This window comes from Micromonospora sp. R311, assembly GCF_056780015.1.
Genome location: NZ_JBSWCE010000008.1, coordinates 21,635 through 47,829 on the forward strand (window position 1 = coordinate 21,635; position 26,195 = coordinate 47,829).

General features: G+C 74.2%; 27 protein-coding genes, 1 tRNA gene and 1 pseudogene. 11 read left to right on the top strand and 18 right to left on the bottom strand.

All coding sequences use genetic code 11. The annotated features are described in order from the left end of the window. Positions 1-27 precede the first annotated feature (27 nt). Positions 28-1,698 (bottom strand): DUF885 domain-containing protein, encoded by a 1,671-nt coding sequence (locus AC1WTP_RS08520; protein WP_481648672.1) that lies wholly within the window; start codon positions 1,696-1,698, stop codon positions 28-30. Positions 1,699-1,942: 244 nt separating this feature from the next. Here AC1WTP_RS08520 and AC1WTP_RS08525 point away from each other — a divergent pair, with 244 nt between their 5' ends. Continuing rightward, on the top strand, positions 1,943-2,926 hold the full coding sequence (locus AC1WTP_RS08525) for a DMT family transporter (protein ID WP_481648673.1): 984 nt from the start codon (positions 1,943-1,945) through the stop codon (positions 2,924-2,926). A gap of 11 nt (positions 2,927-2,937) precedes the next feature. Here AC1WTP_RS08525 and AC1WTP_RS08530 read toward each other — a convergent pair whose 3' ends face one another. The 3 genes from AC1WTP_RS08530 to AC1WTP_RS08540 form a co-directional block, all read right to left on the bottom strand. Further along, entirely contained in the window at positions 2,938-4,014 is a 1,077-nt protein-coding gene (locus AC1WTP_RS08530) for a PHP domain-containing protein (protein WP_481648674.1), read from the bottom strand. Positions 4,015-4,074: 60 nt separating this feature from the next. Then, positions 4,075-6,969, bottom strand: coding sequence for a glycosyl hydrolase (locus AC1WTP_RS08535; protein WP_481648675.1), 2,895 nt, complete (start codon positions 6,967-6,969; stop codon positions 4,075-4,077). Positions 6,970-7,152: 183 nt separating this feature from the next. After that, positions 7,153-7,890 carry a M23 family metallopeptidase gene (locus tag AC1WTP_RS08540; RefSeq protein WP_481648676.1) on the bottom strand — a complete coding sequence of 246 codons (738 nt, stop codon included), beginning with the start codon at positions 7,888-7,890 and terminating at the stop codon, positions 7,153-7,155. A 58-nt stretch (positions 7,891-7,948) separates the two neighbouring features. On the opposite strand from AC1WTP_RS08540, the gene AC1WTP_RS08545 reads away from it, so the two are divergent. From AC1WTP_RS08545 to AC1WTP_RS08560, 4 genes are all read left to right on the top strand, one after another. After that, on the top strand, positions 7,949-8,338 hold the full coding sequence (locus tag AC1WTP_RS08545) for a hypothetical protein (RefSeq protein ID WP_481648677.1): 390 nt from the start codon (positions 7,949-7,951) through the stop codon (positions 8,336-8,338). 88 nt (positions 8,339-8,426) lie between these two features. Next, a complete protein-coding gene (locus AC1WTP_RS08550) occupies positions 8,427-8,594 on the top strand; it encodes a hypothetical protein (protein ID WP_481648678.1) in 168 nt (55 codons plus the stop codon). 127 nt (positions 8,595-8,721) lie between these two features. Then, positions 8,722-9,243, top strand: coding sequence for a tRNA adenosine deaminase-associated protein (locus AC1WTP_RS08555; protein WP_481648679.1), 522 nt, complete (start codon positions 8,722-8,724; stop codon positions 9,241-9,243). Positions 9,244-9,451: 208 nt separating this feature from the next. After that, positions 9,452-9,901, top strand: a complete 450-nt coding sequence (locus tag AC1WTP_RS08560; RefSeq protein WP_481648826.1) for a nucleoside deaminase — start codon at positions 9,452-9,454, stop codon at positions 9,899-9,901. A 39-nt stretch (positions 9,902-9,940) separates the two neighbouring features. Here AC1WTP_RS08560 and AC1WTP_RS08565 read toward each other — a convergent pair whose 3' ends face one another. Beyond that, complete coding sequence (locus AC1WTP_RS08565; RefSeq protein ID WP_481648680.1) at positions 9,941-11,104, bottom strand: sensor histidine kinase; 1,164 nt, start codon at positions 11,102-11,104, stop codon at positions 9,941-9,943. Next, positions 11,101-11,757 (bottom strand): response regulator transcription factor, encoded by a 657-nt coding sequence (locus AC1WTP_RS08570; RefSeq protein WP_481648681.1) that lies wholly within the window; start codon positions 11,755-11,757, stop codon positions 11,101-11,103. Before AC1WTP_RS08570 ends, AC1WTP_RS08565 begins: the two co-directional genes overlap by 4 nt. 193 nt (positions 11,758-11,950) lie before the next feature. Here AC1WTP_RS08570 and AC1WTP_RS08575 point away from each other — a divergent pair, with 193 nt between their 5' ends. From AC1WTP_RS08575 to AC1WTP_RS08590, 4 genes are read left to right on the top strand one after another with little or no spacing between them, the layout of a single operon-like run. Continuing rightward, positions 11,951-12,478: a hypothetical protein gene (locus AC1WTP_RS08575; protein WP_447133962.1), complete on the top strand. Its 528-nt coding sequence runs from the start codon at positions 11,951-11,953 to the stop codon at positions 12,476-12,478. Continuing rightward, positions 12,475-13,551, top strand: a complete 1,077-nt coding sequence (locus AC1WTP_RS08580; protein WP_481648682.1) for an efflux RND transporter periplasmic adaptor subunit — start codon at positions 12,475-12,477, stop codon at positions 13,549-13,551. The genes AC1WTP_RS08575 and AC1WTP_RS08580 overlap by 4 nt, the downstream gene beginning before the upstream one ends. Next, a complete protein-coding gene (locus AC1WTP_RS08585) occupies positions 13,548-14,246 on the top strand; it encodes an ABC transporter ATP-binding protein (protein WP_481648683.1) in 699 nt (232 codons plus the stop codon). The genes AC1WTP_RS08580 and AC1WTP_RS08585 overlap by 4 nt, the downstream gene beginning before the upstream one ends. Further along, on the top strand, positions 14,246-15,490 hold the full coding sequence (locus tag AC1WTP_RS08590) for an ABC transporter permease (protein ID WP_481648684.1): 1,245 nt from the start codon (positions 14,246-14,248) through the stop codon (positions 15,488-15,490). The genes AC1WTP_RS08585 and AC1WTP_RS08590 overlap by 1 nt, the downstream gene beginning before the upstream one ends. A 162-nt stretch (positions 15,491-15,652) precedes the next feature. On the opposite strand, the gene AC1WTP_RS08595 is transcribed toward AC1WTP_RS08590, so the two are convergent. From AC1WTP_RS08595 to deoD, 3 genes are all read right to left on the bottom strand, one after another. Then, on the bottom strand, positions 15,653-16,120 hold the full coding sequence (locus AC1WTP_RS08595) for an acyl-CoA thioesterase (protein WP_447133966.1): 468 nt from the start codon (positions 16,118-16,120) through the stop codon (positions 15,653-15,655). After that, complete coding sequence (locus tag AC1WTP_RS08600) at positions 16,117-16,755, bottom strand: TetR/AcrR family transcriptional regulator (RefSeq protein ID WP_481648685.1); 639 nt, start codon at positions 16,753-16,755, stop codon at positions 16,117-16,119. Before AC1WTP_RS08600 ends, AC1WTP_RS08595 begins: the two co-directional genes overlap by 4 nt. A gap of 126 nt (positions 16,756-16,881) precedes the next feature. Beyond that, a complete protein-coding gene (gene deoD, locus AC1WTP_RS08605) occupies positions 16,882-17,589 on the bottom strand; it encodes a purine-nucleoside phosphorylase (RefSeq protein WP_481648686.1) in 708 nt (235 codons plus the stop codon). Between the two features lie 75 nt (positions 17,590-17,664). Here deoD and AC1WTP_RS08610 point away from each other — a divergent pair. Continuing rightward, positions 17,665-17,751: transfer RNA gene (locus AC1WTP_RS08610), tRNA-Ser, on the top strand. Positions 17,752-17,873: 122 nt separating this feature from the next. Here AC1WTP_RS08610 and AC1WTP_RS08615 read toward each other — a convergent pair. The 6 genes from AC1WTP_RS08615 to AC1WTP_RS08640 all read right to left on the bottom strand — a co-directional run bounded on the left by AC1WTP_RS08615 (position 17,874) and on the right by AC1WTP_RS08640 (position 23,921). Further along, positions 17,874-19,562 (bottom strand): SdrD B-like domain-containing protein, encoded by a 1,689-nt coding sequence (locus AC1WTP_RS08615; protein WP_481648687.1) that lies wholly within the window; start codon positions 19,560-19,562, stop codon positions 17,874-17,876. 343 nt (positions 19,563-19,905) lie between these two features. Continuing rightward, positions 19,906-20,457, bottom strand: coding sequence for a hypothetical protein (locus AC1WTP_RS08620; protein ID WP_481648688.1), 552 nt, complete (start codon positions 20,455-20,457; stop codon positions 19,906-19,908). Positions 20,458-20,613: 156 nt separating this feature from the next. Beyond that, positions 20,614-21,765 (bottom strand): hypothetical protein, encoded by a 1,152-nt coding sequence (locus tag AC1WTP_RS08625; RefSeq protein WP_481648689.1) that lies wholly within the window; start codon positions 21,763-21,765, stop codon positions 20,614-20,616. 74 nt (positions 21,766-21,839) lie between these two features. Then, positions 21,840-22,730 carry an NACHT domain-containing protein gene (locus tag AC1WTP_RS08630; RefSeq protein WP_481648690.1) on the bottom strand — a complete coding sequence of 297 codons (891 nt, stop codon included), beginning with the start codon at positions 22,728-22,730 and terminating at the stop codon, positions 21,840-21,842. A 51-nt stretch (positions 22,731-22,781) separates the two neighbouring features. Then, positions 22,782-23,273, bottom strand: coding sequence for a hypothetical protein (locus AC1WTP_RS08635; protein WP_481648827.1), 492 nt, complete (start codon positions 23,271-23,273; stop codon positions 22,782-22,784). An 81-nt stretch (positions 23,274-23,354) separates the two neighbouring features. Then, entirely contained in the window at positions 23,355-23,921 is a 567-nt protein-coding gene (locus AC1WTP_RS08640; protein WP_481648691.1) for a hypothetical protein, read from the bottom strand. Positions 23,922-24,074: 153 nt separating this feature from the next. Between AC1WTP_RS08640 and AC1WTP_RS08645 the strand changes: the two genes are divergently transcribed. Further along, positions 24,075-24,653 (top strand): dienelactone hydrolase family protein, encoded by a 579-nt coding sequence (locus AC1WTP_RS08645; protein ID WP_481648692.1) that lies wholly within the window; start codon positions 24,075-24,077, stop codon positions 24,651-24,653. A 79-nt stretch (positions 24,654-24,732) separates the two neighbouring features. Here the strand turns inward: AC1WTP_RS08645 and AC1WTP_RS08650 are convergent, their stop codons facing one another. The 3 genes and pseudogenes from AC1WTP_RS08650 to AC1WTP_RS08660 all read right to left on the bottom strand — a co-directional run bounded on the left by AC1WTP_RS08650 (position 24,733) and on the right by AC1WTP_RS08660 (position 26,159). Beyond that, a complete protein-coding gene (locus AC1WTP_RS08650; RefSeq protein WP_481648693.1) occupies positions 24,733-24,924 on the bottom strand; it encodes a DUF397 domain-containing protein in 192 nt (63 codons plus the stop codon). Further along, a pseudogene (locus AC1WTP_RS08655) lies at positions 24,915-25,147 on the bottom strand (Scr1 family TA system antitoxin-like transcriptional regulator); the annotation flags it as partial. The gene AC1WTP_RS08650 and the pseudogene AC1WTP_RS08655, both read right to left, overlap by 10 nt. 190 nt (positions 25,148-25,337) lie before the next feature. Continuing rightward, complete coding sequence (locus tag AC1WTP_RS08660) at positions 25,338-26,159, bottom strand: DUF3152 domain-containing protein (RefSeq protein ID WP_481648694.1); 822 nt, start codon at positions 26,157-26,159, stop codon at positions 25,338-25,340. Between the last annotated feature and the right edge of the window lie 36 nt (positions 26,160-26,195).

Below are 26,195 nucleotides of genomic sequence, written 5' to 3' on the forward strand. Positions count from 1 at the left end.
CCGAGCGGGTGCCGCCGGCTCCCGGCCTCACAGCCGGGCGAGTGCCTTGCGCAGCGGGTCGAGCCCGAGCGCGCCGAGGTCGAGCGCCTGCCGGTGGAACTCCTTGAGGTCGAAGTCGGCGCCCTTGCGGGCCTTCGCCTCCTCCCGGGCCTGGAGCCAGATCCGCTCGCCCACCTTGTACGACGGGGCCTGCCCCGGCCAGCCCAGGTACCGGTTCAGCTCGAAGCGCAGGTTCTCGTCCGGCACCCGGCAGTGTGCCCGCATGAACTCCCAGCCCAGCTCCGGCGTCCAGCGCTCGCCGGGGTGGAAGCCGAACGGGTTGTCCTGCGGGATCTCCAGTTCGAGGTGCATGCCGATGTCGACGATCACCCGGGCTGCCCGCATCGCCTGCCCGTCGAGCATGCCGAGCTTGTCGCCCGGGTCCTCCAGGTAGCCCAGTTCGTCCATCAGCCGCTCGGAGTAGAGCGCCCAGCCCTCGCCGTGCCCGGACACCCAGCAGAGCAGCCGCTGCCAGCGGTTGAGCAGGTCGGCCCGGACGGCGGTCTGGGCGACCTGGAGGTGATGGCCGGGCACGCCCTCGTGGTAGACCGTGGTCACCTCGCGCCAGGTGGAGAAGTCGGTGATGCCCTGCGGCACCGCCCACCACATCCGCCCCGGCCGGGAGAAGTCCTCGCTCGGCCCGGTGTAGTAGATGGCGCCGTCGCTGGTCGGGGCGAGGCAGCACTCGATCCGCCGGACCTGCTCCGGGATGTCGAAGTGGGTGCCGTGCAGCTCGCTGATCGCCTTGTCGGCGAGCGCCTGCATCCAGTCCCGGAACGCTTCCTTGCCCTTGATGGTGCGGGCCGGGTCGGCGTCCAGCGCCGCCACGGCGTCGTCGATGCTCGCGCCGGGGCCGACGATGCGGGCCGCGACCGCCCGCATCTCGGCCTCCAGCCGGGCGAGCTCGGCGAAACCCCAGGCGTACGTCTCGTCCAGGTCCACCTTGGCGCCGAGGAAGTACTGCGAGGCCAGCTCGTAGCGTTCCCGCCCGGCGGCCTGCTTCTCCCGGCCGTGCGGGGCGAGCTCGGTACGGAGGAACTGACCGAACTCGGCGGTCGCCGCGGTGGCGGCCGCCGCGCCCCGGCGCAGCTCGGCGCCGACGCTGCCGTCGGCGCCCAGCCGCTCGACCAGGCCGTGGAAGAAGTTGTCGCCGTTCGGGTCGACCCAGGTGTCGCACTGCTTGGCCACCTCGACCAGCTGCACCTTGGAGCTGACCTGGCCGGCGGCGAGCGCCTCGCGCAGCGTGGTCTTGTAGCCCTCCAGGGCGGACGCGAAGCCGTTCAACCGCGCCGCGATGTTGGCCCGGGCGTCCTCGCCGTCGGTCGGCATCAGGTCGAAGACCATCCGGATGTCGTGCAGCCCGCTGGCGATCACGTTGACCTCGCTGGTCGCCTCGCCCGCCTCGTACCGGGCGAGGTCGAGGCCGAGCCGCTCCTGCATGGCCTCCTTGGCGGTCCGCTCCGCCTCGGTGTCCGGCTCGGTGACGTCCAGGTCGGCCAGGGTCCGTCGGGTCAGCTCCGCCCGGGCGGCGTAGCCCTCGGGCGACAGGTCGTCGAGCTGGTCGTCGTAGCCGGCGATGCCGACATAGGTGGCACCGGTCGGGCTCAGCGGCGCCCACTCGGCCACGTACCGGTTCGCGAGGTCATCGATTCGTCCCACGGCCCCGACCCTACGTGACCGGACGGCCTCGCGGTCGAGCGTGTTGCCCGTGTTCACGGGGGCGACCGGTCCGCGCTCGGCGCCTCCCGGGCGGGCGCGGTATGTCGGCCCCGGCGCTGTCGAGCCGAATCGTCTACGACATCGCGGCGAGGACCACCGCTCCCCCGCCGGGCGGCTGTGGTGGTCGACACGGCGTCCGAAAGTCGCGGGACATTTGTCGTACCGCTACGGCAGAGTGTCAGGGGTGACAACGGACTTCACTCCTGACAGGGCCGCGCTGCGCAGCTGGCTGCCCGGTTTCGTCGCCCTCGCCGCGATCTGGGGTTCCAGCTTCCTGTTCATCAAGGTGGGCGTCGAGGAGCTGCACCCGCTGCACCTCACCCTCTACCGGGTCGCGACCGGCGCGGTGACCCTGCTGGTGGTGCTGGCCGTGCTGCGCGACCGGCTGCCCCGCGAGCCCCGCGTCTGGGCCCACCTGGCGGTGGTCGCCGCGTTCGGTGTGGCCATCCCGTTCACCCTGTTCGGCTATGGCGAGCAGCGGGTCGAGTCGATGCTCGCCGGCATCTGGAACGCCACCACCCCGCTGATCGTGCTGCCGCTGGCGGTGCTGGTCTTCCGCACCGAGCGGCTGACCGCACGCCGGGCGGTCGGGCTCGCACTCGGCTTCGTCGGCGTGCTGGTGGTGCTCGGCGTCTGGGAGGGCGTCGGCGGGGCGCACTTCACCGGGCAGCTGATGTGCTTCGGCGCCGCGGCCTGCTACGGCGTGGCCATCCCGTACCAGAAGAAGTTCGTCGCGGGCAGCTCGCACTCCGGGGTGTCGCTCTCCGCGGCCCAGCTGCTGCTCGCCGCGGCCCAGCTCGCGGTGGTCGCGCCGCTGGCGGCCGGCGCGCCGCCGGTGCCGACCGAGCTCTCCGTCGAGGTGGTGGCGAGCGTGCTGGCGCTCGGTGCGCTCGGCACCGGGATCGCCTTCGTGATCAACATGCGGAACATCCGGGTCGCCGGGGCGAGCACCGCCTCCACGGTCACCTACCTGATCCCGGTCTTCGCGGTGCTGATCGGCGCCCTGGCGCTCGACGAGCGGCTCACCTGGCACCAGCCGGTCGGCGCGCTGGTCGTGCTCCTCGGCGTCGCGGTGTCACAGGGTCTGGTCGGCCGGCGTCGCCCGGCCGTCCCGGTCGGCGTCGGCGCCCCGGCCGTGCCGGCGGCGGAGGCGGCCGCCCGTCGGTGAATCCCGGCGGGTCAGCGGGCCGGGCGGTCCCGGGCCCAGGCCACCAGTTCGTCGGCCGGCCAGGCGTTGACCACCCGGTCGGCGGGCACCCCGCAGCGGGCCGCCCGCTCGCAGCCGAACCGTTGCCAGTCCAGCTGGCCCGGGGCGTGCGCGTCGGTGTTGATGGCGAACAGGCAGCCGGCCTCCAGCGCCCGGCGGATCAGCCGCTTCGGCGGGTCCTGCCGCTCCGGCCGCGAGTTGATCTCGACGGCGACGCCGTGCTCGGCGCAGGCCGCGAAGACCGCGTCGGCGTCGAAGTCGCTCTCCTTCCGGGTCCGCGCCCGGTGCCCGCGGTCGCCCGGACCGGTCACCCCGGCCGGCCGCGACGACACCATCCGCCCGGTGCAGTGGCCGAGGATGTCCAGATGCGGGTTGGCGACCGCGGCCAGCATCCGCCGGGTCATCTTCGACCGTTCGTCGTTCAGGCCGCTGTGCACCGAACCGACCACCACGTCGAGCCGGGCCAGCAGCTCCTCGTCCTGGTCCAGCGAACCGTCGGCGAGGATGTCCACCTCGATCCCGGTGAGGATCCGGAAGCCCGCGGGCAGCGCCGCGTTGACCTGCTCGACGTGGTCGAGCTGGCGGCGCAGCCGGTCCGCGGTCAGCCCCCGGGCCACCTTCAGCCGGGGCGAGTGGTCGGTCAGCACCAGGTACTCGTGGCCCAGCTCGACGGCGGCGAGCGCCATCTCCTCGATCGGCGAGCCGCCGTCGGACCAGTCGGAGTGGGTGTGGCAGTCGCCGCGCAGCGCGGTGCGCAGGTCGGTCGCCGCGGCGTCCAGGTCGCTACCCTCGGTGGCGACCAGCCGGCGCAGGTAGACCGGCTCCTCCCCGGCGAGTGACTCGGCGACGCACCGGGCGGTCACGTCGCCGACCCCGGCCAGCTCGGTGAGCGAGCCCGCCCGGGCCCGCTCGGCCACCTCGGCGGCGGGCAGCGCGGCCAGCGCCTTGGCCGCCGAGCGGAACGCGCGGACCCGGTAGGTGGCCTCGTTGGCCCGTTCCAGCAGGAACGCGATCCGGCGCAGGTCGGCGATGGGGTCCCGGGCGCTCATTCCCTGGAACCTACCCGGACGCCGCCGGTCGCGGGACGACCGGCGGCGCGGCGGGCGTGCTCAGGAGTACGGCAGCCGGACGACGGACCGGTCGCCGATGCCGAGGGTGCTCGGGTTGGTGCCGATCGCCGACCAGACCTCGACCCGTACCCGGCCGTCGGCCAGGTTGCCCAGCGTGCCGCTGGCGGAGCGCAGGCCGACCTGCTGGGTGTAGTGCTCGTAGCCGGGGACCGGGTCGGTGGCGAAGTAGCGGTACGTCTCCACCCGTTCCCAGGAGCCGTCGCCGGTCAGGTCGTAGGAGACCCGGGCCTGCACCCCGTTGCCCACCGCCGTTCCGGCGTCGAGGAACAGGTCGAAGCCGGTCTGCCCGCCGCCGTACGTCAGGTCCAGGCCGGTGGCGGTGAACACCTGCGGGTTGCTCGGCGTGCCGTCGTGGTTGGCGCCGTTGGCGCCGGCCACCGTGACGGTCGCCGGAGTGCCGGCCGCCGCCAGGCCGCCGCCGGGAAGCAGGTACCGCACCGGCGAGTCCGGCGTGCCGGGCGGGGGCGTCGTCGGCGGCGGGGTGGTGGGCGGTGGCGTCGTCGGCGGTACGTCACCGCCGGCGCTGCCGCCGCTCCAGGTGTGCGCGCCGGTGGTCGCCGTCCGGCCGGGCGGCACGACCAGCGTGGTGCCGGTGGAGAAGGTCACCGTCAGCGGTGACGCGCTCGGGTTGGCCGCCACGTACGTCCGCGCGCCGTTGCGGTTGAAGACCGCGGCCAGCGGGTGGTCCGCCCGGACGCCGGTGTCGACGGTGCCGAGCGCGGCCAGGTTGCGGATCCAGTGGAACGTGTGCGCCCGGCTCTCGCCCTCCTCCGGGGTGTAGCCGGGGTTGGCCCGCAGGTTGGCCAGCGCGGCGTCGGCGTCGCCGAGCGCCTGGAACTGCCAGAGGATGTCCTGCCACACGCTCGGCGGGCCGTTGTTGTTGCGGACCAGCTCGGCGTAGTTGACCCGCACGTAGGCCGGGTGGTGGCCGAGGTAGAGGTGCCCGCCGGTGACCGGCAGCAGGTTGATGCCCTGGATCATCTCCGGCTCGGCGCTGAACCAGGTGGCGTACGCGCCGCCGTCGCCCCACACCATGCCGACGGTCGAGTGCCCGAACGCGGCCGGGAAGTTCTGGTCGCCGACGTCGAACCAGTACTCCTGGATCGCGGCGGCCTGGGTGGTCCAGAGGAAGATCCCGGCGTCCCGGACGGCCGGATCGCCGGTGACCTGGCCCCACTGGATCAGCGCGTTGGCGAAGTTCATCCCCTCGGACGACGACTCCTGGTTGTTGCCCGCGCCGAACGAGCCGTGCCCGGAGGCCCAGTCGTGGCCGGCGTAGATGTCGAAGTCGCGCAGGTACGGGAAGCGGGTGTCGGCGCGGTCGTAGTTGTCGGCGTCCCGGATGAGCAGGTCGACCATGCCGCCGTACTGGTCGTCGGCGGCCCAGCGCGGGTCGAACTTGGCCAGGGTGGCGGCGGCCGCGATGAAGTAGCCGTAGTGGAAGTGGTGGTCGTTGAGTTCCTGGTCGGAGCCGTACGAGGCGGGGTAGCCGATCAGCGTGCCCCAGTTCCGGTCGTAGTAGAAGACCCGCGCGGTCTTGCCGGCCGGCGCGGTGAACCAGTCGGTGAGCGTGCCGCGGATGGCGTTCAGCGCGGCGTCCCGGGTGGCGGTGTCGCCGACCAGGTCGGCCACCTCGGCGATCCGGGCGGCCCGGCCGAGTCCCTTGCCGGTCCAGTAGGTGTCGCCGCCGCGCTGGTCCATCGGGTTGCCCCGGACGGCGGCCAGGTGCGCGCGAAGCGTCTCCAGGTCGGCGCCGCCGCCGGCGCCGACGGCCGGGAGTTCGGGCAGCACCCCGTGGAAGGTCATCGCGGTGCGGAACTCGCCGACGCCGGTGAGCACCTTCATCCGGCCCCGGGCGGACGGGTAGGTCTGCGTGATCGGGGTGGAGCCGGTCAGCGACTTCCACTGGTGGGGGTAGAGGCTCACCACGGTCCGGGTGGCGGTGCCCTCCCGGGGCGTGGTGGTGAACGCGTACGTGGTGGTGACCGTGCTGGTCGCCGGCGCGTAGGCGTACGACAGGCGGGTGCCGGTGACGTGGGCGTGGGCGTACGTGCCGAAGGTGGTGGCGAGCCCGGCCCGCTCCGCCGCGCCGGTCTGCGGCGTGGTGGGCAGCAGCGCCACCGAGAAGTAGCCGCGGCCGGCCAGCGTGGACGAGATGCGCCCGCCGGCGACCGTCCAGCTCGCGCCGGTCGGGGCGTAGCCGACGTAGTCGTGGCCGTTGACGGTGAAGCCGATGGTGGCGCCGCTGTTGGACCAGACCGCCGGGGTGCCGGTCGTGGTGAGCACCGCGTCCCCGCCGGTGGCCTGGAAGTAGGCGAACGGCAGGCCGTGCCCGATGGTGGCCCGCAGGGTCCGGGTGCCGTCGCTCCAGTGCGGGGTGACCGTCCAGTCGGACCAGCCGGCGACCCGGACCACCGGCGCCGCCAGCCCGGCCACCCCGACCCGGAGGTCCTGCACATACGGGTAGTGGAACTCGCCGACGCCGGTGGCGGTGCCGCTGATGGCCGGGGTGGAGTTGGCCGAGAAGCCGAGACCGTCGGTGAACGTGTCGTAGGAGAGCGGGTGGGCGTGCAGCGGCTCGCTGAACGCGCAGTCGGTGCGCTTGAACAGCAGCGACGACCACCAGTCGTTGGTGGGGACGGCCCCGGCGGGCGCGTCGGCTGTGACGAACTGCCGGGGGTTGCCGGCGAGCTGGCCGCAGCCGGAGGGGAGCGGGCCGACCGGGGTGGTGGTGTAGCTGCCGGCGCCGACGGTGGCGGCCCGGGCGGGGGTGGTGGCGACGACGGCCAGGCCGCCGACGACGAGGGCCAGGGCGGTGGCCGCCGCCAGGGCCCAGGGACGGGGTGACGCAGGAGGTGTCACGGTGCCTCCCATCGCGCCGGGCGCCGGTCGGTCCGGACCCGGTGCTGAGTCGGAATTGTGAAGAAAGTTGACTCAGAGAGCGCTCTCTTGACGCGGGACGTTAACCGAACGGCAAGACTTGCGTCAATGTTTCCGGCCGGCGACGCGCGGATGCCGCCAATCACCGGCCCCGGGACCGGCCGGGCCGCCCCGCGGTCAGCGGCTGGCGGGCGCCTCCGGGCAGCCGTGCCTGCGGTGCCACGCGGCCACCTCGGCGGCCGGTTCGCGGTTGCCGCCGCGCCGCCACGAGTCGAGGTAGCGCGCCGGCCAGACCACGCCCCGACGGATCCACCAGCCGTCCCGCCCCGGGCACGGTGGCGAGATGCCGAAGTGCAGGTGGCAGACGTTGTTCGCGTTGCCGGTCCGGCCCACCTCGCCGAGCCGCTGCCCGGCGCGGACCCGCACCCCGGGGTCGATGCCCCCGGCCACCACGCGCAGGTGCGAGCCGTAGTACCGCACCCCGTCGTCGCCGAGCAGCGACACCGACAACCCGCCGTTGTACGGCCCGAGCGGCCCCCGCTTGTCGAACCGGTCCACCCGGCTGACCTCAAGGATCGTGCCGTCGGTGACCGCCACGACCGGTTCCCCGCAGTCGGCGAAGATGTCCGTGCCCGGGTACCCGGAGTGGGTCGGGTGGTAGGCGACGTTCTTCGCGCGTACCGGAAAGACGTGCCGCAGCCCGGTGCGGGTGGGGGCGGTCGACGGGCCGGCGGTGGCCGGGGCCGGGGTGGCCGGCGCGGCCGACGGCTGTCCGCCGGTGGCCCAGCCGGCGCCACCGGTGGGTGGGGTACCACCGGGCACCGGACGGCTCGTCGCGCAGCCGGCGGCCAACGCCGGCACGAGCACCAGCAGGACGGCGTACGCCCGGCGGCGCCCGATCGTCGACGAGGACATCCGGTCATCCTGGCAGAGTGGGTACGGTGAGGACGAACCGTCGCCGGGGAGGTACGTCGTGACGACTCCACCCGCCTACCCGCCCGGCCCGGACGCCGGGCCCCGCGCGCTGCCGCGTACCCCCTCGGGGCTCTTTCCGGCCGGGCCGCCGCCCCGGCCCACCTACCGCGAGCCGCACCCGGTCACCGGCGCGGGCGTCGCCCTCGGCGGCGCCGCGGCGACGGTCTGGCTGTTGCTCTTCGGGCTGATCGGCAGGAGCGTCGCCGGCTACGCCTGGTGGACCCTGGTCGCCGGCGCGCTGGCCTGGCTGGCCGCCCTGGCCCTGGTCCGGTTCGGCGACCGGGGGGTGGCCGCCGGCGTCGCGATCGTCACCGGCGGCGGGTGGAGCATCGCCGCCGCGATCGTGGCGGCGCGTTGGGCGGGGACCGGCAACTGGCCGCTCTGGTGAACCCTCGCCGGCTGCGCTCCGTCGCGGGCTGGCTGCGCAGCGAATCCCGGCTTGACGTGGCCACAGTCACTGGAGCACTCTCGGCGGTATGGCCTGGACCACTCCGCGGCTCGATCCCGACCGAAGCCGCCGCCGCCTGCAGCTCCTTGCCGAGTTGGCGGGTGCCCGGGCGGTACGCCAGCGCGAGCGGCCGCAGCGGGCGCGCTCCGAGCGGCTCCGGCAGCTGATCGCCACCCGCCGGCGCATCGCCGGCTGATCCGGCGAGCCGAGTTTCCCAGGAATGACCGGTCCGTCGGGGCGTTGACCGGTCGCCTGCCGACCCGACCGGCTAACGTGCACGCGTAACGAGTCGGCGTGCTGTGCCGAGGCAACTTGGGGGGACCGTGTCGTACTTCGCTGCGGCCGTGGTGCGAGACGAGAGCGGCTGGACGGCCGCCGAGGTGAGCCTGCGCGGCGTCACCGACATCGACGAGGTCGCCGAACGGCTGCGCGACGTCGATCCCGACGCCGACCTGTCGCTGCTCTTCGTCGAGGCGGACGACACCTACCTGGTGATCCTGCGCCTGGACGAGGGGGAGGACCTGCGGGTGTTCGGCTCCGACTCGGCGTACGCGGAGGAGTCGCGGCTGGGCGCCCTGCTGGTGGGCGACCTGAAGGCGTCGGTCACCGGGCTGGACGACACCGAGGAGGCGCGGCCCGCCGCCGGCGAGGACTCCGAACAGCCCGCGGTCGACCCGGAGGCCGACCCGGTGGGCGACGCGGACATCCTCGCCGACCTGGGCATCTCCGCGCAGAAGCTGCTCGCCCTCTGCGCGCACGAGGGGATGATGCCGGCCGACGTCACCGCCGAGGTGTGCCAGGTGCTCGGCTGCGCCGACGAGGTCGAGGAACTGCGTGAGGTCTGATCCGTCCGGGCCGTGGCCGGTGCCGGCGGGCGGCGGGGAGCCGATCCTGCCGCACGGCGGCGAGCCGGCCGACGCCACCGACCCCGCGCTGGAGACCGTACGCCCGGGGCAGCCGACGCCCGGCCGGGCCGGGCGGGTCGGGCCGGGCGCGGACGAGGGGCTGGCCGACCCGGACGGGGCCGGCCGCCGGCAGCGCCACGAGGTGTGGATGCGCCGGGCCCTGGAGGTGGCGGTGACCGGCCCCGCCTCCGCCGGCCCCGACGGCGACGCCGGTGCGGACGACATCCCGGTCGGCGCGGTGCTCTACGGCCCGGACGGGACCGAGCTGGCGGTCGGGCGCAACGAGCGGGAGCTGACCGGCGACCCGACCGGGCACGCCGAGGTGCTCGCGCTGCGCCGGGCCGCGCAGCGGCTGGGCCGGTGGCGGCTCGACGGCTGCACGCTGGTGGTCACCCTCGAACCGTGCACCATGTGCGCGGGCGCGCTGGTGCTGGCCCGGGTCGCCACGGTGGTCTTCGGCGCCTGGGAGCCGAAGACCGGGGCGGCCGGCTCGCTCTGGGACGTGCTGCGCGACCGCCGTCTCAACCACCGGCCGGAGGTCTACGGCGGGGTCCTGGAAACCGAGAGCGCCGCGCTGCTGCGCGCCTTCTTCCGCTGAGCGTCGGGCGGCCGGCGAGCATCGGGCGGCCGGCGAGCGTCAGGCGGCCGGCAGCTCGACGGTGACCACCAGCCCGCCGCCGTCGCGGGGCCGGGCCGTGACCGTTCCGCCGTGCGCCCGGGCCACCGCCCGGACGATGGAGAGCCCCAGGCCGAACCCGCGCCCGCCGCCGACCCGCTCGCCGGAGAGCCGGCGGAACGGCTCGAAGATGGTCTCCACGTCGTAGCCGGGCACCACCGGGCCGGTGTTGCGCACGGTCAGCGTCGCCCGGCCGGCCAGCAGGCCGGTGCTGATCCCGACCGACCCGCCGGACGGCAGGTTGTGCCGCAGCGCGTTCTCCACCAGGTTGGTGGTGAGCCGCTCCAGCAGCACCGGATCGCCGGTCACCGGCGCCGCCGCCAGCTCCCGGGTCACCGCCGGCCCGTCGGCCGCCCGGACCGCCTGGTCGACGACGTGCGCGGCCACCTCGGCCAGATCGACCCGGGACCGGGCGGCCAGCTCGTTCTCCGAGTCGGCCAGGGTGAGCAGCCCGTCGATCAGCCGCTCGTGCCGCTCGTTCACCGCGAGCAGCGACTCGCCCAGCCGGCGGACGTCCTCGGACGCGCCGGGCCGGGTGACGGCCAGCTCGATCAGCGAGCGGTTGAGCGCCAGCGGCGTACGCAGCTCGTGCGAGGCGTTCGCGACGAACCGGCGCTGCCCGTCGAACGAGCGGTCCAGCCGCTCCACCATCTCGTCGAAGGTGTCCGCCAGCTCGCGGACCTCGTCCCGGGGGCCGGAGAGCGAGATGCGTTCGTGCAGCCCGCGTCCGGCCACGTCGGCGCCGGCGATCCGGCGGGCGGTCCCGGTGATCTGGTGCAGCGGTTGCAGCGCCCGGCCGGCGACCAGCCAGCCGAACCCGATGGCCACCACGGAGACCAGGACCAGCGCGATGCCGCCCTGGGTGAGCAGCGAGTACAGCGTCTGGTCCCGGGCGTCGTCCTGGGCCTTGTTGACCAGCAGCCGCAGCTGTTCGGCCTGCACGCCGTTGAGCTTGGTCTCCACCCCCTGCACGACCGGCTTGACGTCGCGCAGCGCCACCCCGAACGGCTGGGCCGTGCGCTGCTCGACCAGCACGTAGGTGACCGCGAGCAGGACCAGCCCGGCGGCCAGGAAGAGGCCGCCGTAGATCAGGGTCAGCCGGGCCCGCAGCGAGAGGCGCTTCACGGGATCCGGTATCCCACACCGGGCACGGTCTCGACCACCGGCGGGTCCCCCAGCTTGCGGCGCAGCTTCATCACGGTGACCCGGACCACGTTGGTGAACGGATCGATGTGCTCGTCCCAGGCCCGCTCCAGCAGCTCCTCGGCGGAGACCACCGCGCCGTCGGCGCGCAGCAGCTCGACCAGCACGGCGAACTCCTTGCGGGACAGCGGCACGTACCGGCCGTCCCGGTGCACCTCCCGGCGGCCCGGGTCGAGCACGATGCCGGCCCGGGCCAGCGTGGGTGGCGCGGCCCGGCGGGTCCGCCGGCTCAGCGCGTGCACCCGGGCGGAGAGTTCGACCAGGGCGAACGGCTTGGTCAGGTAGTCGTCGGCGCCGAGCGCCAGGCCGGCCACCCGCTCCCGTACGGCCGCCGCCGCGGTGAGCATCAGCACCCGGGTCTCCCCGCCGCTGTCGACGATCGCCCGGCACACCTCGTCGCCGTGCACCACCGGCAGGTCCCGGTCGAGGACGACCACGTCGTAGTCGTTGACGCCGAGCCGTTCCAGCGCCGCGTCGCCGTCGTACGCGACGTCCACCGCGAACGCCTCCCGGCGCAGCCACTCGGCGATGCTCTCCGCGAGCAGGCTCTCGTCCTCCACCACCAGCACCCTCACCCGCCAATGGTGCCCCGCCCCCGGATAACGCCGCCGTTAACGCCGACGGTTACGCCCGGGATACGCCCCTTGTCGTCGACTGACCGGGACGCCCGGCGGACCGCCGGGCGGATCGGGGGATGCCCGGCGGCTTCCGTCGGGCCCATCGGGAAACGCCCGGCGGCTTCCGCCGGGCCCGGAGAGGAAGCGTGTCATGCGACGAGGACTACTCGCGGTGCCGCTGCTGCTCGCCCTGGCCGTCGCCGGCTGCGGCGGGTCGGGCGACGAGCCGGCGGTGGCGACGGCGGGCGGGGCCGGTGGTGCCGAACCGGTGCCGGCCTCCGCCGCCGCGCAGCTCAGCGACGAGGAACGGCAGCTGAAGTTCACCGAGTGCATGCGGGAGAACGGGGTCGAGGTGCCGGACCCGGAGCCGGGCGGCGGCCGGCTGTTCCGGTTCGACGGGAAGACCGACCCGGCGAAGGTGCAGGCGGCCATGGAGAAGTGCCGGCAGCACCTGCCCAACGGTGGGGAGAAGCGGAAGCTCGACCCGGAGCAGGTGGAACGGCTGCGCAAGTTCGCCGCCTGCATGCGGGAGAACGGCGTGCCCGAGTTCCCGGACCCGTCCGCGGAGGGCGGCATCCAACTGCGGCTCGACGTGGTGAACGTCAAGGACCCGAAGGTGAAGGCCGCGATGGAGAAGTGCCGGCAGTACGCGCCGAAGATCGCCGGGGCCGCACGGTGAGCGCTCGCCGGTTCCGGACGGTCGCGGTGGCCGCCGCCGTCGTGGTCGCGGCCGGCGCCGGGGTCGCCGCCGCGGTCGGCTTCGGCGGGACCGACCGGAGCACCGCCGCCGCCGACACCGCCCCGCCGGCCACCGCCACGGTCACCCGGCAGACGCTGACCGACGCCCGGACGGTCGACGGCGAGCTGGGGTACGGCACCACCCGCACCGCCACCGCCCGGCTCGCCGGGACGATCACCGCCCTGCCGGACACCGGTGCGACGGTGAAGCGGGGCGGGCGGCTCTACGCCGTGGACAACGACCCGGTGGTGCTGCTCTACGGGTCGCTGCCGGCGTACCGGGTGCTCCAGCCCGGCGTGGAGGGGGCGGACGTCGAGCAGTTCGAACGGAACCTGCGGGCGCTCGGCCACGACGGGTTCACGGTCGACGACGAGTACACCGGCAGCACCGCCGACGCGGTCCGGCAGTGGCAGGAGGACCTGGGGCTGGCCGAGACCGGCCGGGTCGAGCCGGGCCGGATCGTCTACGCGGCCGGCGCGGTCCGGGTGGAGAGCCACCAGGCGGCTCCCGGGGACGCGGCGCAGCCGGGTCAGGGGGTGCTGACGTACACCGGGACCAGCCGGCTGGTCACGGTGGAGCTGGAGGTCGACGACCAGCGGCTGGCTAAGAAGGGCGGCGCGGTCTCCGTCAGCCTGCCCGACGGCGAGCCGGTGGCCGGGAAGGTCGAGACGGTGCAGACCGTGATCGACGCCGGCACCGGTGGCGCCGGCGGGCAGTCCACCGAGGCGGAGACGAAGATCGAGGTCACCGTGTCGGTGGCCGACCCGGCGAAGCTGGCCGGCTACGACCAGGCGTCGGTGGAGGTCACCTTCACCGCCGCCGAGCGTCCCGACGTGCTCACCGTGCCGGTGGCGGCGCTGCTCGCGCTGGCCGAGGGCGGCTACGGGGTGGAGGTGGTCGACGACGGCCGGAGCCGGATCGTCGCGGTCACCACCGGGCTCTTCGCCGCCGGCCGGGTCGAGATCAGCGGCCCGGACGTGGCCGAGGGGATGACCGTGGGGATGCCGGCATGACCGCGGACGCCGTCGTGCTGGACGGGGTGAGCCGGACCTACCCGGGCGGGGTCACCGCGTTGCGCGAGGTGTCGCTGCGGATCCGCCACGGCGAGCTGTTGGCGATCGTCGGCCCGTCCGGTTCGGGCAAGTCCACCATGCTGCACCTGATCGGCACGCTGGACCGCCCGTCCGCCGGCCGGGTCCGGATCGACGGGTACGACGTGGCGGCCCTGCCGGACCGCCAGCTGGCCGCGCTGCGGGCCCGCCGGATCGGCTTCGTCTTCCAGCAGTTCCACCTCGCCGTCGGCACGTCGGTGCTGGACAACGTCGCGGACGGGCTGCTCTACGCCGGCGTACCCCGACGGGAGCGGCGGCGGCGCGCGGAGGTCGCGCTCGACCGGGTCGGGCTGGGGCACCGGCTGACCCACCGGCCGCACGAGCTCTCCGGCGGCGAGCGGCAGCGGGTCGCGGTGGCCCGGGCGGTGGTCGGGGAGCCGGCGGTGCTGCTCGCCGACGAGCCGACCGGCAACCTCGACTCGGTGGCCGGCGCCGGGGTGCTGGCGCTGCTGCGCGAACTGCACGCGGCGGGGACCACCGTCGTGGTGATCACGCATGACCGGGAGATCGCCGACGGGCTGCCCCGGCAGGTGCGGATGCGGGACGGCCGGGTGGTCGCCGACTCGTCGGCGCCGGTCTTCGAGGGGGTGCGCTGATGGCCGTGGACACCCGGCGGGACCGGGGTGGGCTGACGGTGGTGGACACCCGGCCGCGGCTGGTGCCGGCCCGGCTGGGACCCGCCGACGTGCTCCGGGTCGGCGGGGTCGGGCTGCGCACCCGGCCGCTGCGCGCGTTCCTCTCCGCCCTGGGCATCGCGATCGGCATCGCGGCGATGGTGGCGGTGGTCGGCATCTCCTCGTCGTCCCGCGCCGACCTGGACCGCACCCTGGACCGGCTCGGCACCAACCTGCTCACCGTGGCCCCGGGCAGCACGCTCTTCGGCGACCAGGCCCGGCTCCCGGTGGAGTCGGTGGCGATGATCCGCCGGATCGGGCCGGTGACCGGGGTGGCCGCCACCGGGCAGGTGCCGGACACCCCGGTCTACCGCTCCGACCGCATCCCGGCGGGGGAGACGGGCGGCATCGCCACCCGGGCCGCCCAGCTCGGGCTGCTCGACACCGTCGGCGCGACGGTACGCAGCGGCACCTGGCTGAACGGGGCCACCGAGCGGTACCCGGCCGTGGTGCTCGGCGACGCCGCCGCCCGGCGGCTCGGCCTCGGCGCGGCCGGCCCGGACGTGCAGGTGCACCTCGGCGGGCGCTGGTTCACCGTGGTCGGCATCCTGGCGCCGGCCCCGCTCGCCCCGGAGCTGGACAGCTCGGCGCTGGTCGGCTGGCCGGCCGCGGCCAGTTACCTGGGCTTCGACGGGCACCCGACGACCGTCTACACCCGGTCCCGGGAGGCGTCGGTGGAGGCGGTCCGGTCGGTGCTCGGCGCGACCGCGAACCCGGAGGCGCCGAACGAGGTGGAGGTGTCCCGGCCGTCGGACGCGCTGGCGGCCGCGGAGGCCACCGACGAGGCGTTCACCGGGCTGCTGCTCGGTCTCGGTGCGGTGGCGTTGCTGGTCGGCGGCGTCGGGGTGGCGAACACCATGGTCATCTCGGTGCTGGAGCGGCGGGCCGAGATCGGCCTGCGCCGCTCGCTGGGCGCCACCCGGGGGCAGGTCCGCACCCAGTTCCTGGCCGAGTCGCTGCTGCTCTCCGCGCTCGGCGGGGCGGGCGGTGTGCTGCTCGGCATCCTGGTCACCACCGGCTACGCGTTCTCGCAGGGGTGGCCGACCGTGGTCCCGGCCTGGGCGATGGTCGGCGGCGTGGCGGCGACGCTGGTGATCGGCGGCTGCGCCGGCCTCTACCCGGCCGTCCGCGCCGCCCGGCTCGCTCCCACCGAGGCGCTGGCCTGACCGCTGCTGCTCGGCCCCGTGCGCTGCCGCGGTCAAGGGGGCGCGCTGGCCGCGGTGGTGCCGGCTCTGCGGGTGCATCTCTTGTCGCTGGAACGACAACAGATGCACCCGCACGGCCCGGCGGCCCGCCGGCGCCGGCGCCGGGGAGCCCGGGGCGGTGGGTCAGGCGGGGGTCGGGGCGGGGCGGAGCAGGGTCGCGCCGACCGCCAGCGCGGCCTCGGTCCAGGGCGCCGGCCGCAGGGTGGCCGGGTCGAGCCGGACGATCGCCCGCCGCCCCTCCGCGTGCAGGGTGTGGCCGTCGACGGAGCGGAACTGGTAGGCGTACTCGGCGCTGCTGGTGCCGAGGTGCTCCAGCCAGAAGTGCACCGCCACCGGCCCGGTGCCGGTGATCGGGGCCCGGAAGGTGATGGTGAACTCGCGTACCGCGTGGAACAGGTCGGGCGGGGTGTCCTGCCCGCCCCGGTAGGCGATGCCCCGCTCGGCCCAGTACGGGGTCAGCGCCCGCTCCAGCAGCACCGCGTAGCGGGCGTTGTGCAGGATGCCCATCGCGTCGAGGTCGTCGAAGTGCACGGTGACGTGCTCGACGTGGCCGAACTCGACGGTGGGCGGGGTGGCGACGGCGTGGCTCATTCCAGGCCTTCCGGTAGCAGGGTCGGGTCGGGGCACAGGGCCCGCAGGCGGGTCAGCAGGCCCTGGCGGGCGTGCCGGTAGGCGGTTTCCGGGTCGAGCAGCCGGGAGTGCATCGCGGCGCTCATTCCGAGCGCGTCGATCTCGTACGCCAGTTGCGGGACGTCGGTGTCGGCGGGCAGCTCGCCGGCGTCGACGGCCCGCTGGACGAGTTGTTCGAGGAAGGTGGTCCACCGGCCGAACGCCTCGGCGAGCCGGTCGCGGACCGGGCCGGGGCGGGCGTTGTACTCGAACTGGGTGTTGGCGAAGAAGCAGCCGCCGGGGAGCACCCGGGCGGCGTAGAAGTCGATCCGGGCGGCGTGCAGGGCCCAGATCCGCCGGACGCCGGCCGGGGCGGCCAGCGCCGGTGCGACGATCCGCTCCTGCCACTGCTCGACCGCCCGGTCGACCGCCGCGAGCTGGAGCGCCTCCTTGGAACGCCAGTGCGCGAAGAGCCCGGACTTGCTGACCCCGAGGGCGTCCGCGAGTTGGGCGAGCGAGAGCCCGTGCAGGCCGACCTCGGTGGCCAGCACCACCGCCCCGTCCAGCGCCGCGGTGCGGGTGCGGTCACCGCGCGCGACGCGTCCGTCGACTGTCATGCCGGTCAGCGTACGAAAAAAGCACGACCGGTCGTATAGATTCTACGGGTGACGATGGTCACCGCAGGCCGGAGACGATGCCGCCCCGCCGTCGACGGACGGCGGGGCGGAGAGGCGCTGCGGGGGTCAGGCGATGATCGTGTCCAGGGCGATCTCCACCATCTCGCTGAACGTCTGCTCGCGCTCCGCGGAGGTGGTCTTCTCGCCGGTCTTGATGTGGTCGCTGACCGTGAGCACGGTCAGCGCGCGGGCCTTGAACCGGGCCGCGATGGTGTAGAGCGCCGCCGACTCCATCTCCACCGCGAGCACGCCGTAGTCGGCCAGGGTGTCGTAGAGGTCCGGCCGGTCGGTGTAGAAGGCGTCCGCCGCCAGGATCGGCCCGACCCGCATGGTGATGCCGCGCCGCTCGGCCACCTCGACCGAGGTACGCAGCAGCCCGAAGTCGGCCACCGGGGCGTAGTCGATCAGACCGTCGAACCGCATCCGGTTCATGTTCGAGTCGGTGGACGAGCCGATCGCCGCGACCACGTCGCGCAGCCGGAGGTCCTCGCTCAGGGCGCCGCACGAGCCGACCCGGATCAGCGTCTTCACGCCGTACTCGTTGACCAGCTCGTGCGCGTAGATGGAGGCCGAGGGCATGCCCATGCCGGAGCCCTGGACGGAGACCTCGACGCCGTTCCAGCGGCCGGTGAAGCCCAGCATGCCCCGGACCGTCGAGTAGCACCGGGCGTCCTCGAGGTAGGTCTCCGCGATCCACTTGGCCCGCAGCGGGTCGCCCGGCATCAGGACCCGCTCGGCGATCTCTCCCGGCTTCGCGCCGATGTGCGTACTCATGGCGAAGATCCTGCCAGGCCGCCGTCCGGGATACCGGTTCGGCATCGGAACCCGCGGTCCTGTAGCCTACTCGGCGGTGGCGTGTCCGAGTGGCCTAAGGAGCACGCCTCGAAAGCGTGTGAGGGTGCAAGCCCTCCGCGGGTTCAAATCCCGCCGCCACCGCTCATGAGGTGCGAAAACGCCCGGTTGATCCGCGAGGATCGGCCGGGCGTTCCGCTTCTGGTCTCCGTTTCGTACGGGAAGGGCCCGGGCCCGAGCGGACCCGGGCCCTCCCCGGCAGGGCGTCAGGACTGCGGCAGGATGCCGATGTCCACCTGGGTCTCGGCGCCGTCGCGCACCTCGACCAGGGCGCTGAGCCCGTACGGGTAGTAGCCGCCGACGTAGTTGACGATGTCCGAGTCGGTGGCGTCGTCGCCCAGGTCGGGCGTGGTGAACTGGGTGGTGCTGCCGTCCCACAGGGAAACCTTGACGGTGTACCGGCCCGGCTTCAGCCGTCCGCCCCAGTAGGTCCCGCTGACCGTGTTGGTGTAGATGCCCGTCCAGTCCCACGGCAGCGAGCCCGTCTCCGGTACGACGGTCATTCCGGCGATCTTGTCGAAGGCCATCGGCTCCCCGGCGTCGCGCTGGCCGTCCCGGTCGAGGTCGAGCCAGACGTGGCCGGCGACAGCGCCCTCGGCGATGTAGGTGACGGTGTCCGAGGCGGTGTTGTTCTCCGTCGACGACTCCGGCGTGCCGGCGGACCCGGTCGCGGTGAAGGTCAGCGGGCCGGCCGGCGTGCCGGGCTGCGCCCGCAGCTTCACCCGCACGTTGAGCCCCTCCGTGCCGATGTCCCAGTAGTCGCGGGTGCACTCGACGAGCCGGTCGGTCGTCCCCTCCAGCCGGCAGGCCCAGGCGGGGTCGCCGGTATCGACGGAGAGGAACTCGACGGTCGGCGGGAGCGGGAGCCGGACCACGACGTCCTCCGACGGGCTGCCACCCTCGGTGGACACGAACGCCGACACCTCGAACTCCTGGTTCGCCCGCAGCTCGTCCGTGCCGACCACGTCCAGTCCGTAGACGTTCAGATCGCCCGGAAGCGGCACGGCGTACGTGAACGTGGTCGTGTCGCTGTTGTTGGCCAGCGACCGCTCCGTCGCCGAGGTCGACACCGAGCCGGTCACCGTCCGGGTGTCGCCCGCCGTGCCGGCCGGGAAGTACGGGTAGAGGTTGAAGTGGACCCCCTCGCCCGGTGGGATCTCCTGGTCGTACTCACAGACCCAGGTGGAGGTGGAGAAGTCGCACGTCCACGCCGGGTCGCTCTCGGTCCAGGAGCCGGCGAAGGCGTCCGGTGGCATCTGGAAGGTGAAGCGGGCGCCGGGGGCGGTGGCGGTGCCCTCGTTGACCGCCCGGGCCCCCACGGAACCCCGCGAGCCGTTGCCGCCCAGGGTGGAGATCTTGTTGCCGTCCCAGTCGAGGAAGGAGAAGGCGAGGTCCGGCTTCACCACGTACTCGACCGTGGCGGTGCCGGTGTTGTTGGTGGCGGACGCCTCGTGGCTCTCGGTGGCGGCGGTGGCGGAGGCCGTCACCTTCTGGCCGTCCGTGCCGGCGGGCAGGGTCGCCCAGACGTCGAACTCGGTGGCGGCGCCCGCGGCGAGGTCGCCCCACTTGCACTTGGCGGCGGCAGCGTCGCAGCTCCAGCCGTTGAGTCCTTCGCCCCAGCCGAGGGTTGCGCCGGCCGGCAGTTGCAGTTTCACGGTGACATCGTCGGCCTCGGCGCCCCCCGCGTTGCGTACCGAGACCTGAAGGCGGACCGGGCCGCCGTCCGGGCCGACCTCGCCGGGGTCGGTGAGCAGGCCGAGAACGACGTCGGCGGGGTTGGGCGCGGCTACCGCCGCGCCCGGAAGGGCGGTGAGCATCGACGCGACGACGGCGGTCGCGAGGGACCCGGTCCGCAGCGCGCGGCGGATCGTCGGGCGGAACACGTGGTTGACCATGGATTCCTTGTCTGGTCGGGACGAGGGCCCGGACACGCGCTCCAGGCGGTCACCGGGCCCGGCCGGGATCTTGCCCCGGTCGATATGTCTGGCGTCCCTCCGGCCGAAAGAGTTACATCCGTCGCGGGACCCGGCGGGAGGTGCCCGCTCATCGCGTCCCGCCCTCGGCCCACGCCGGATCCGCTACGCCGCAGGAACCTGATGCGCTTGTTCCCGACCTGACCCGTCCCGAGCCTGATCCTCGTCATCGGCGAAGGCGAAAACGCCCGGCCGGTCCGTGTGGACCGGCCGGGCGTTCCCTTTCTGATCTCGGTGTTGGGGCCCGCGGTGGCTCGGACGCCGGTCAGCGCCGGTCGAGCTCCGACTCCAGCCGCTGGATGAGCGTCTTGCGGGCCTTGCCGTCGCGCTCACGCCGCAGTGCCGTCTTGAGCTGCCCCGTGTCGAGGCCGCGGACCAGCTTGGCCGCCTCGGCGACCGGCAGTTCCGTCAGCCGCCCGACCGACGTGGCGTCCCTGCGCGCGCGTCTGGCCGGCCCGGTGTTGGCGACACGCTGCCGGCCGGTCCTCGACTCCCGCCGCTTCTTGACGTCGGTCGCCCGCCGCTGCTCGTCGGAGAGCTCCTCCCAGGCCTGCTTGGGCAGGTAACGACTCGTCTCACCGCCGTGACGCGCGCGGGTGCCGCCCTCCCTGGTCTGCCACTTCTCGCCGCCCCACCGCTGCAGCGACTTCTGCCGCTCGTCCCTCGGCCCCTCGTAGCCCCCGCCGCGCTTCTGGTACTCCCGGGTGAGCAGCTGCGACTTGCGCGCCGACCACTGCCCCTGCCGGCCGCCCCGGTCGGAAGCCTTGATCTCTTCCTTGAGCTGTTCTCTGAGTTCGGGCTTCGTGTACCGCGCCATGAACGGCGGTTACCCCGCACTTCAGCGCCCACGCCTCCCGTGCCGTCGACCCTGTCGACGCGTGCGTCGTAGTCGCCCGGGTGACGATCCGGACGCCGGGTACATCGACCGCGAGAACGCCCGGTCGGTAGGCGAGCGCCAGCCGGCCCTGTCCGGTCAGCCGGCCGGCCGGCCCTCCGTGACCGGCTCGGCCGCCGGCCCCGCCGGCCGGCGCGGGATCGCCTCCGGTCCGGCCGCGAAGTGGTCCAGCAGTTCCCGGTGCACGAAGATGTAGCCGTCGCCGACCTGGCGGAGGAAGAGGCACTGCACCGCGTAGGCCAGGAACGGCCGCAGGGGGTACGGCACCACCCGCTGGCGGTCGAGCCGCCGGCGGAGCAGCCACTGCTCCGCGATCGGCGTCAGCGCCGCCAGGGCCAGGACCGTCGCCATCGCGCCGCTGCCGACCGTCGTTCCGAACCGGATGCCCGCCGCCTCGCCCGCGGGGTACGCGACGAGCGCCCACCCGAGCAGACCGGTGGCGACCCCGAGTGGCGCCAGCGTGCGCAGCGTGCAGGTCAGCCGCTGGCGTACCAGCGGGCCCGGCACCTCGTGCCGGCCCGCGGCGGGCGCGGCCGGGCGGAGGGGAAACGGGTCCTCCACGGTCTCCACCACGGCGTACGTGGCGAGACCCGCGACGAAGAAGCCGACCCCGTAGCCGAGGACCCTGGTAACGGTGAAGCCGCCGGTGCTCAGCCCGGCGGCGAAGATGCCCACCGGGACGGCCAGCCCGCCGACGGCCACCGTGGACGGTTGGTGCCGGACGACGTCCACCACCGCCAGCGCCGCGCCCGTGAGCCGGCCGTGGCCGTCCGGATCCGCCCGTCGCCGGACCGGGAACCGGGTGGTCACCGCGCCCAGCGCCGGGTGGTGGCGGACCGACATCAGCAGGGCGAGAACCAGCAGGCCGGCGGCGGCGACCAGGCCGGGCCGGTCGGCGAACCACCATCCGGTGAGGCCGAGCACCGCGCCCAGCCCGAGCAGGCCGGCGAGCCGGGCGAGCACCCGCGCGGGAACCCGGGGGTTCCGCGCCGACCAGGTCTCGTCGATCAGGTCGAGCATGAAGACCGTCTGCCCGCGGCGACGCAGTTCGCGGGCGAGGGTGGTCAGCCAGGTGGTGGTCCGGGTGGGCGGGTAGTGCGGGTGCGGCCGACGGTGCAGCATCACGTCGACGTACCGGGAGAAGAGGCGTTGCCGGCCGGAACCGGAGGCGGCGGCGCCCGCCGGTCCGTCGGCCCGGCCGTCGACGCCGTCCGCGTAGGCGAGGGCCATGATGCTGAGCAGCAGCGGCGAGTCGGCCAGCTGCCACAGGTCCGGGTCGGCGGCGAGTGCCGCCCGCAGCCCGGTCAGCCCGGCCCGTTCGACGTACCGCTCGATCTGCGCCCGGTCGAGGGGCTGGATGGTGACGGTGCCGTAGACCGGCAGGCGGGCGTCGAGTTGTTCGTACTCGGCGCTGCGGCAGCAGACGGCGAGGGGGTGAGCGGCTGGCCGGCGTGGAAGTCGGCGACGGCCCGGGCGCAGGCGTCCCGGTACGGCTCGGTCACCTCGTCCAGACCGTCGAGCAGGGGCAGGACCTCGCCGGCCGACACCCAGGCCGATGCCTGCTCGGACGGGATGCCGTACCGCTCGGTGAGCTGGTCGGCCAGCCAGCGGGCGAGCGGCCGGCGGTCGGTCGCCCAGGAGGCGAGGTTGAGCACCACCGGGATCGGCGCCTCCGGGTCGGCCTCCGCCCGGTCGAGCAGGTCGCGGGCGAGTTCCAGCAGCGTCGTCGTCTTGCCGGATCCCGGTGCGCCGAGGATCACCACCGCCCGGTCGAGCCGGTCGAAGAGCGCGGCCATGGACGTCCGGTTGTCGAGGACGTCGGCGAACCCGTCCGGGTGGCTGGCCCGTACCGTCCACGGGTGCCGGCGGTCGTCGGCGGTGGCCGTGATGCCCAACTCGATCCGGACCTCCTCGTGCAGCGAGCGGTCCAGCACGCTGGTGACCCAGTAGCGGCGTACCCGGTCCAGCAGGGCCCGGCGGGCCCGCGCCGTCCCCGCCGCGGCCGCGCCGCGTGGCTCGCGCGCTTCGAGGACCTCCACCACGACCAGGACCAGCATCAGCAGGATGAGCAGGGGCCAGGCCAGCCAGAGGTACGGCGACCAGCCCTGCGGCAGCGCGCCGGTGGCGACGTTGGTGGCGACGCCGAGCAACGCCACGCAGATCACCGAGAGGACGACCGCGCTCACCCGACGCATGCGTCGTCTCTACCGTCAGCGGGCCGCCGGCACAACCCGCCGGCGATGCCGTCAGCAGGGGCCCTGGCCCTCGTCGAAGAGGCGTCGCGCCCAGTCCGCGTACCCTGTGATGATCTTGCGGACCGTCCGGCCGTCGTGCAGGAAGAGGTACGCGCGGTCGCCGCGGCGGGCGAGCAGCCCGTCGAACCGGTACGTACCCTGTGGAGCGAGCAGCCGGACGGCGTCCGGGTAGTGCGCCCGGACGTGGTCGACCGGGGTGCCGGCGGTGATGCCCTCCGGGGTGTGTACCGGGTCGCCGAGCCAGAGGAGCACCAGCCGGTCCTCGACGAAGACCGGGCTGACCGTCTCGTGCCCGGCCAGCGTCGGGCCGCAGGCCGCCACGTCGGTCCGCAGGATGCCCCGCCGGGTCAGCTCGCTCTCGGTGTCGCCGAACTCGATGTCGGGCAGCCCGTCGAGGCCGACGACCTGCACGACCCCGGCCGGTCGACCGTTCACCGGCGCATGTGGACGGACGCCGCTGCCGGCCACGGAGGCAGCCGTCAGCAGCGCCGCGATAAAGGCGAATTGTCGCAATTTCATGGAATCCCCCGGGTCTCCAACGGGTCCGGGGCGTTGAGGTTGCTGCTAACCGGCAGATTGCCGGTCTTCCCATTCCTCGGCGAGCTCGTCCCAGTAGTCGGCGCTCAGCCGCCGGCGTCCGTGCGCCAGCCAGCCCTCGGTGCTCCGCTCCACGTGCAGCCCCAGCTCCGCGAACGGGTCGATCCACGGTCCGGGCTCCGCGCCGAGCCGGAGCAGCGCCGCGTTGACCGGCCACTCCGCCCGGGGCCCGTCGAAGACCGTCTCCACCCGCGGACCCCAGCTCAGCCTGCCGCCGAGCCAGACCGCCGCCGACTGGTAGCCGACGCCCCCGGCGAACTCCGCCTCCAGGTACGCCACCGGCCCCTGCCGCGACCAGCGCGCCAACACCTCGCTCAGGGCCGGCGAGAGGACCAGGTGGAAGGGGTGCTCGACGTCACGCTCCTCGACCGAGAAGTCGGGCAGGGCGCCGGTCAGCTCCTCGACCAGCTGCGGGGTGACCGGCAGCAGGGCGAAGTCCTGGCGCAACTCGCCGCGGACCGCGTGGTCCAGCTCGGCCGTCTGCTCGCGGAGCAGCTCGGCGTCCGCGACAACCGCGCTGAGCTGGTAACTCATCCGATCCCTCCGGCATCCACAGGCTGTGGATGGAACATGTGTACGACGGGTTCCCTGGGCTTCCGCCGGGTCGTTGCCGACGTTGTGTCGGTGCCTCAGGACATCATGGCCATCGACAGGCTGACGAGGCGCCGCCCAGGGAGAGGGACGCCGATGGCCGAGATTGTGCTGTTCCACCACGCGCAGGGGTTGACCCCCGGCTTCCGCGACTTCGCCGCGCGCCTCGGGGACGCCGGGCACACCGTCCACCTGCCCGACCTCTACGACGGCCAGGTCTTCGACACCCTCGACGAGGGTCTGGCGTACGGCCGGAAGGTCGGGTTCGGCACGGTCCTCGAACGCGGCCGGCGAGCCGCCGACGGGCTGCCCGACGCCCTGGTCTACGCCGGGTTCTCGCTCGGGGTGATGCCGGCGCAGGCGCTGGCCCAGACCCGCCCCGGCGCGACCGGCGCACTGTTCTACCACTCCTGCATGCCGACCTCCGAGTTCGGCGGGGCGTGGCCGAAGGGGGTGCCGGTCCAGATCCACGGGATGGACGCGGACGAGTTCTTCGTGGCCGAGGGCGACCTCGACGCCGCCCGCGCGCTGGTCGCCGAGGCCGACGACGCTGAGTTGTTCCTCTACCCCGGCGGCCAGCACCTCTTCGCCGACAGCAGCCTGCCGGCGTACGCCCCGGAGGCCACCGTGCTGCTCACCGAGCGCGCGCTGGCCTTCCTCGACCGCGTCCGGTAGCCCTCCGCGGTCCCGCGCCCGCGGGGACCGGTGGGGCCTGCCGCCGGCGGTGGGGCCACGACCACCCTGCGTAGCCCGGTCAGGCCCGTTCGGGGACGTGGGCGACGAACGCGCGCCAGGCCGCAGGCGCGAGGACGAGCGCCGGGCCGGCCGGGTCCTTGGAGTCGCGGACGCCGACCACGTCGGGCAGGTTGTCGGCGACCTCGACGCAGGCGCCGCCGTTGCCGCTGCTGCGGCTGCTCTTGCGCCACCGGGCGCCGTTCAGCTCCATGTCTCCGCCACTTCCGTGAGAGATCGACTGACTGCCAGTGGGACAGCGCCTCGCCGCGCACGTTCTCCCACGCTGCCATCATGGCCGCGATGTCGTCCGGGTCGCTAACCACTTGTCCCTGGAGCTGGTTGTCGAGATAGCCGGCGACCCGATGGTCGGGGCTGTTGGCGATGACGAACGGGCCGTTCAGGCCGGCGTAGGCGCCTACTGAGGACGGCACCACGAGCCGCCGCCGCGAACACCTGCCGACCTGGACCCCGGCCTTCCGCCACCCGACCTGACCGACCGCTTCCTCACCTGGACCCGCCCCCGCGACTGACCCCCAGCCACCCGTCCCCGCCCGGTGACTCCTGGATCTTGGAAGGAAGGGGCCCCTCCAAGGGCCATTTCCTTCCAAGATCTCTGTGTCGGACTCAGGCGGGCCGGGCTCGCTCGCGGGGTGGGATGGGGTCGTCGTAGGCCCCGGACGGGCCGGTGTAGCGCTCGCCGTCGAGGTACGGCCAGGCGTTCGCGGTGCAGCCGTGCAGGCCCAGCGTCTGCTGCTGCATCACCGGTGCCGGTCGACCCCGCCCCGGGCACCGCTCGTGCCCCATGCCGAGCCGGTGCCCGACCTCGTGGTTGACCATGTACCGCCGGTAGGTGGCGAGGCTCGCGCCGTAGCCGGGCACTCCCTTCACCCAACGGGCCACGTTCAGCACCACCCGGCCGCCGTTGCGGCAGGAGGTGTAGCCGTCCGGCACGTCCTGGCACAACTCGTCCCGAGTGCCCGGGGTGACGAGGTAGATGGTGAAGTCGGCCCGCTGACCCCAGCCCACCCGGCGCAGGCTCAGCTCCCCGTCGGCGGTCCACCCCTGCGGGTCGTTCAACGTCCGGGTGACCTCCGCCGCGAACTCCGCCACCGGCAGGCCCCGGATGTCGCGCTCCACCGCCACCCGGTAGCGCAGGACTCTCCCGGTACCGCGTGGGGCCGGCGTCTCGGCGGCGGCGCCGTACCACCGGTTGCCGCCGTCCGCCGGATAGCTGATGGCGACGGGTCGTGGCGGCGCGGAGGTCGTGGCCGCCCTGGCCGCCGGGGCGCCCGCCTGACCTGCCGCCGGGGCGCCCGCCTGACCTGCCGCCGGGGCGGCTGGCTGGCCCGCCGGCGGCGTGCAGCCGGCCAACGTCGCGGTCAGCAGCAGGGCTGCCAGTGCCGGAACGAGGCCGGGGCGTGCCCGGCCCGTAGGCTTCGTTGTCATGTGTTTCCCCTCGCCGCACAGCGCCGGCCGGTGCTG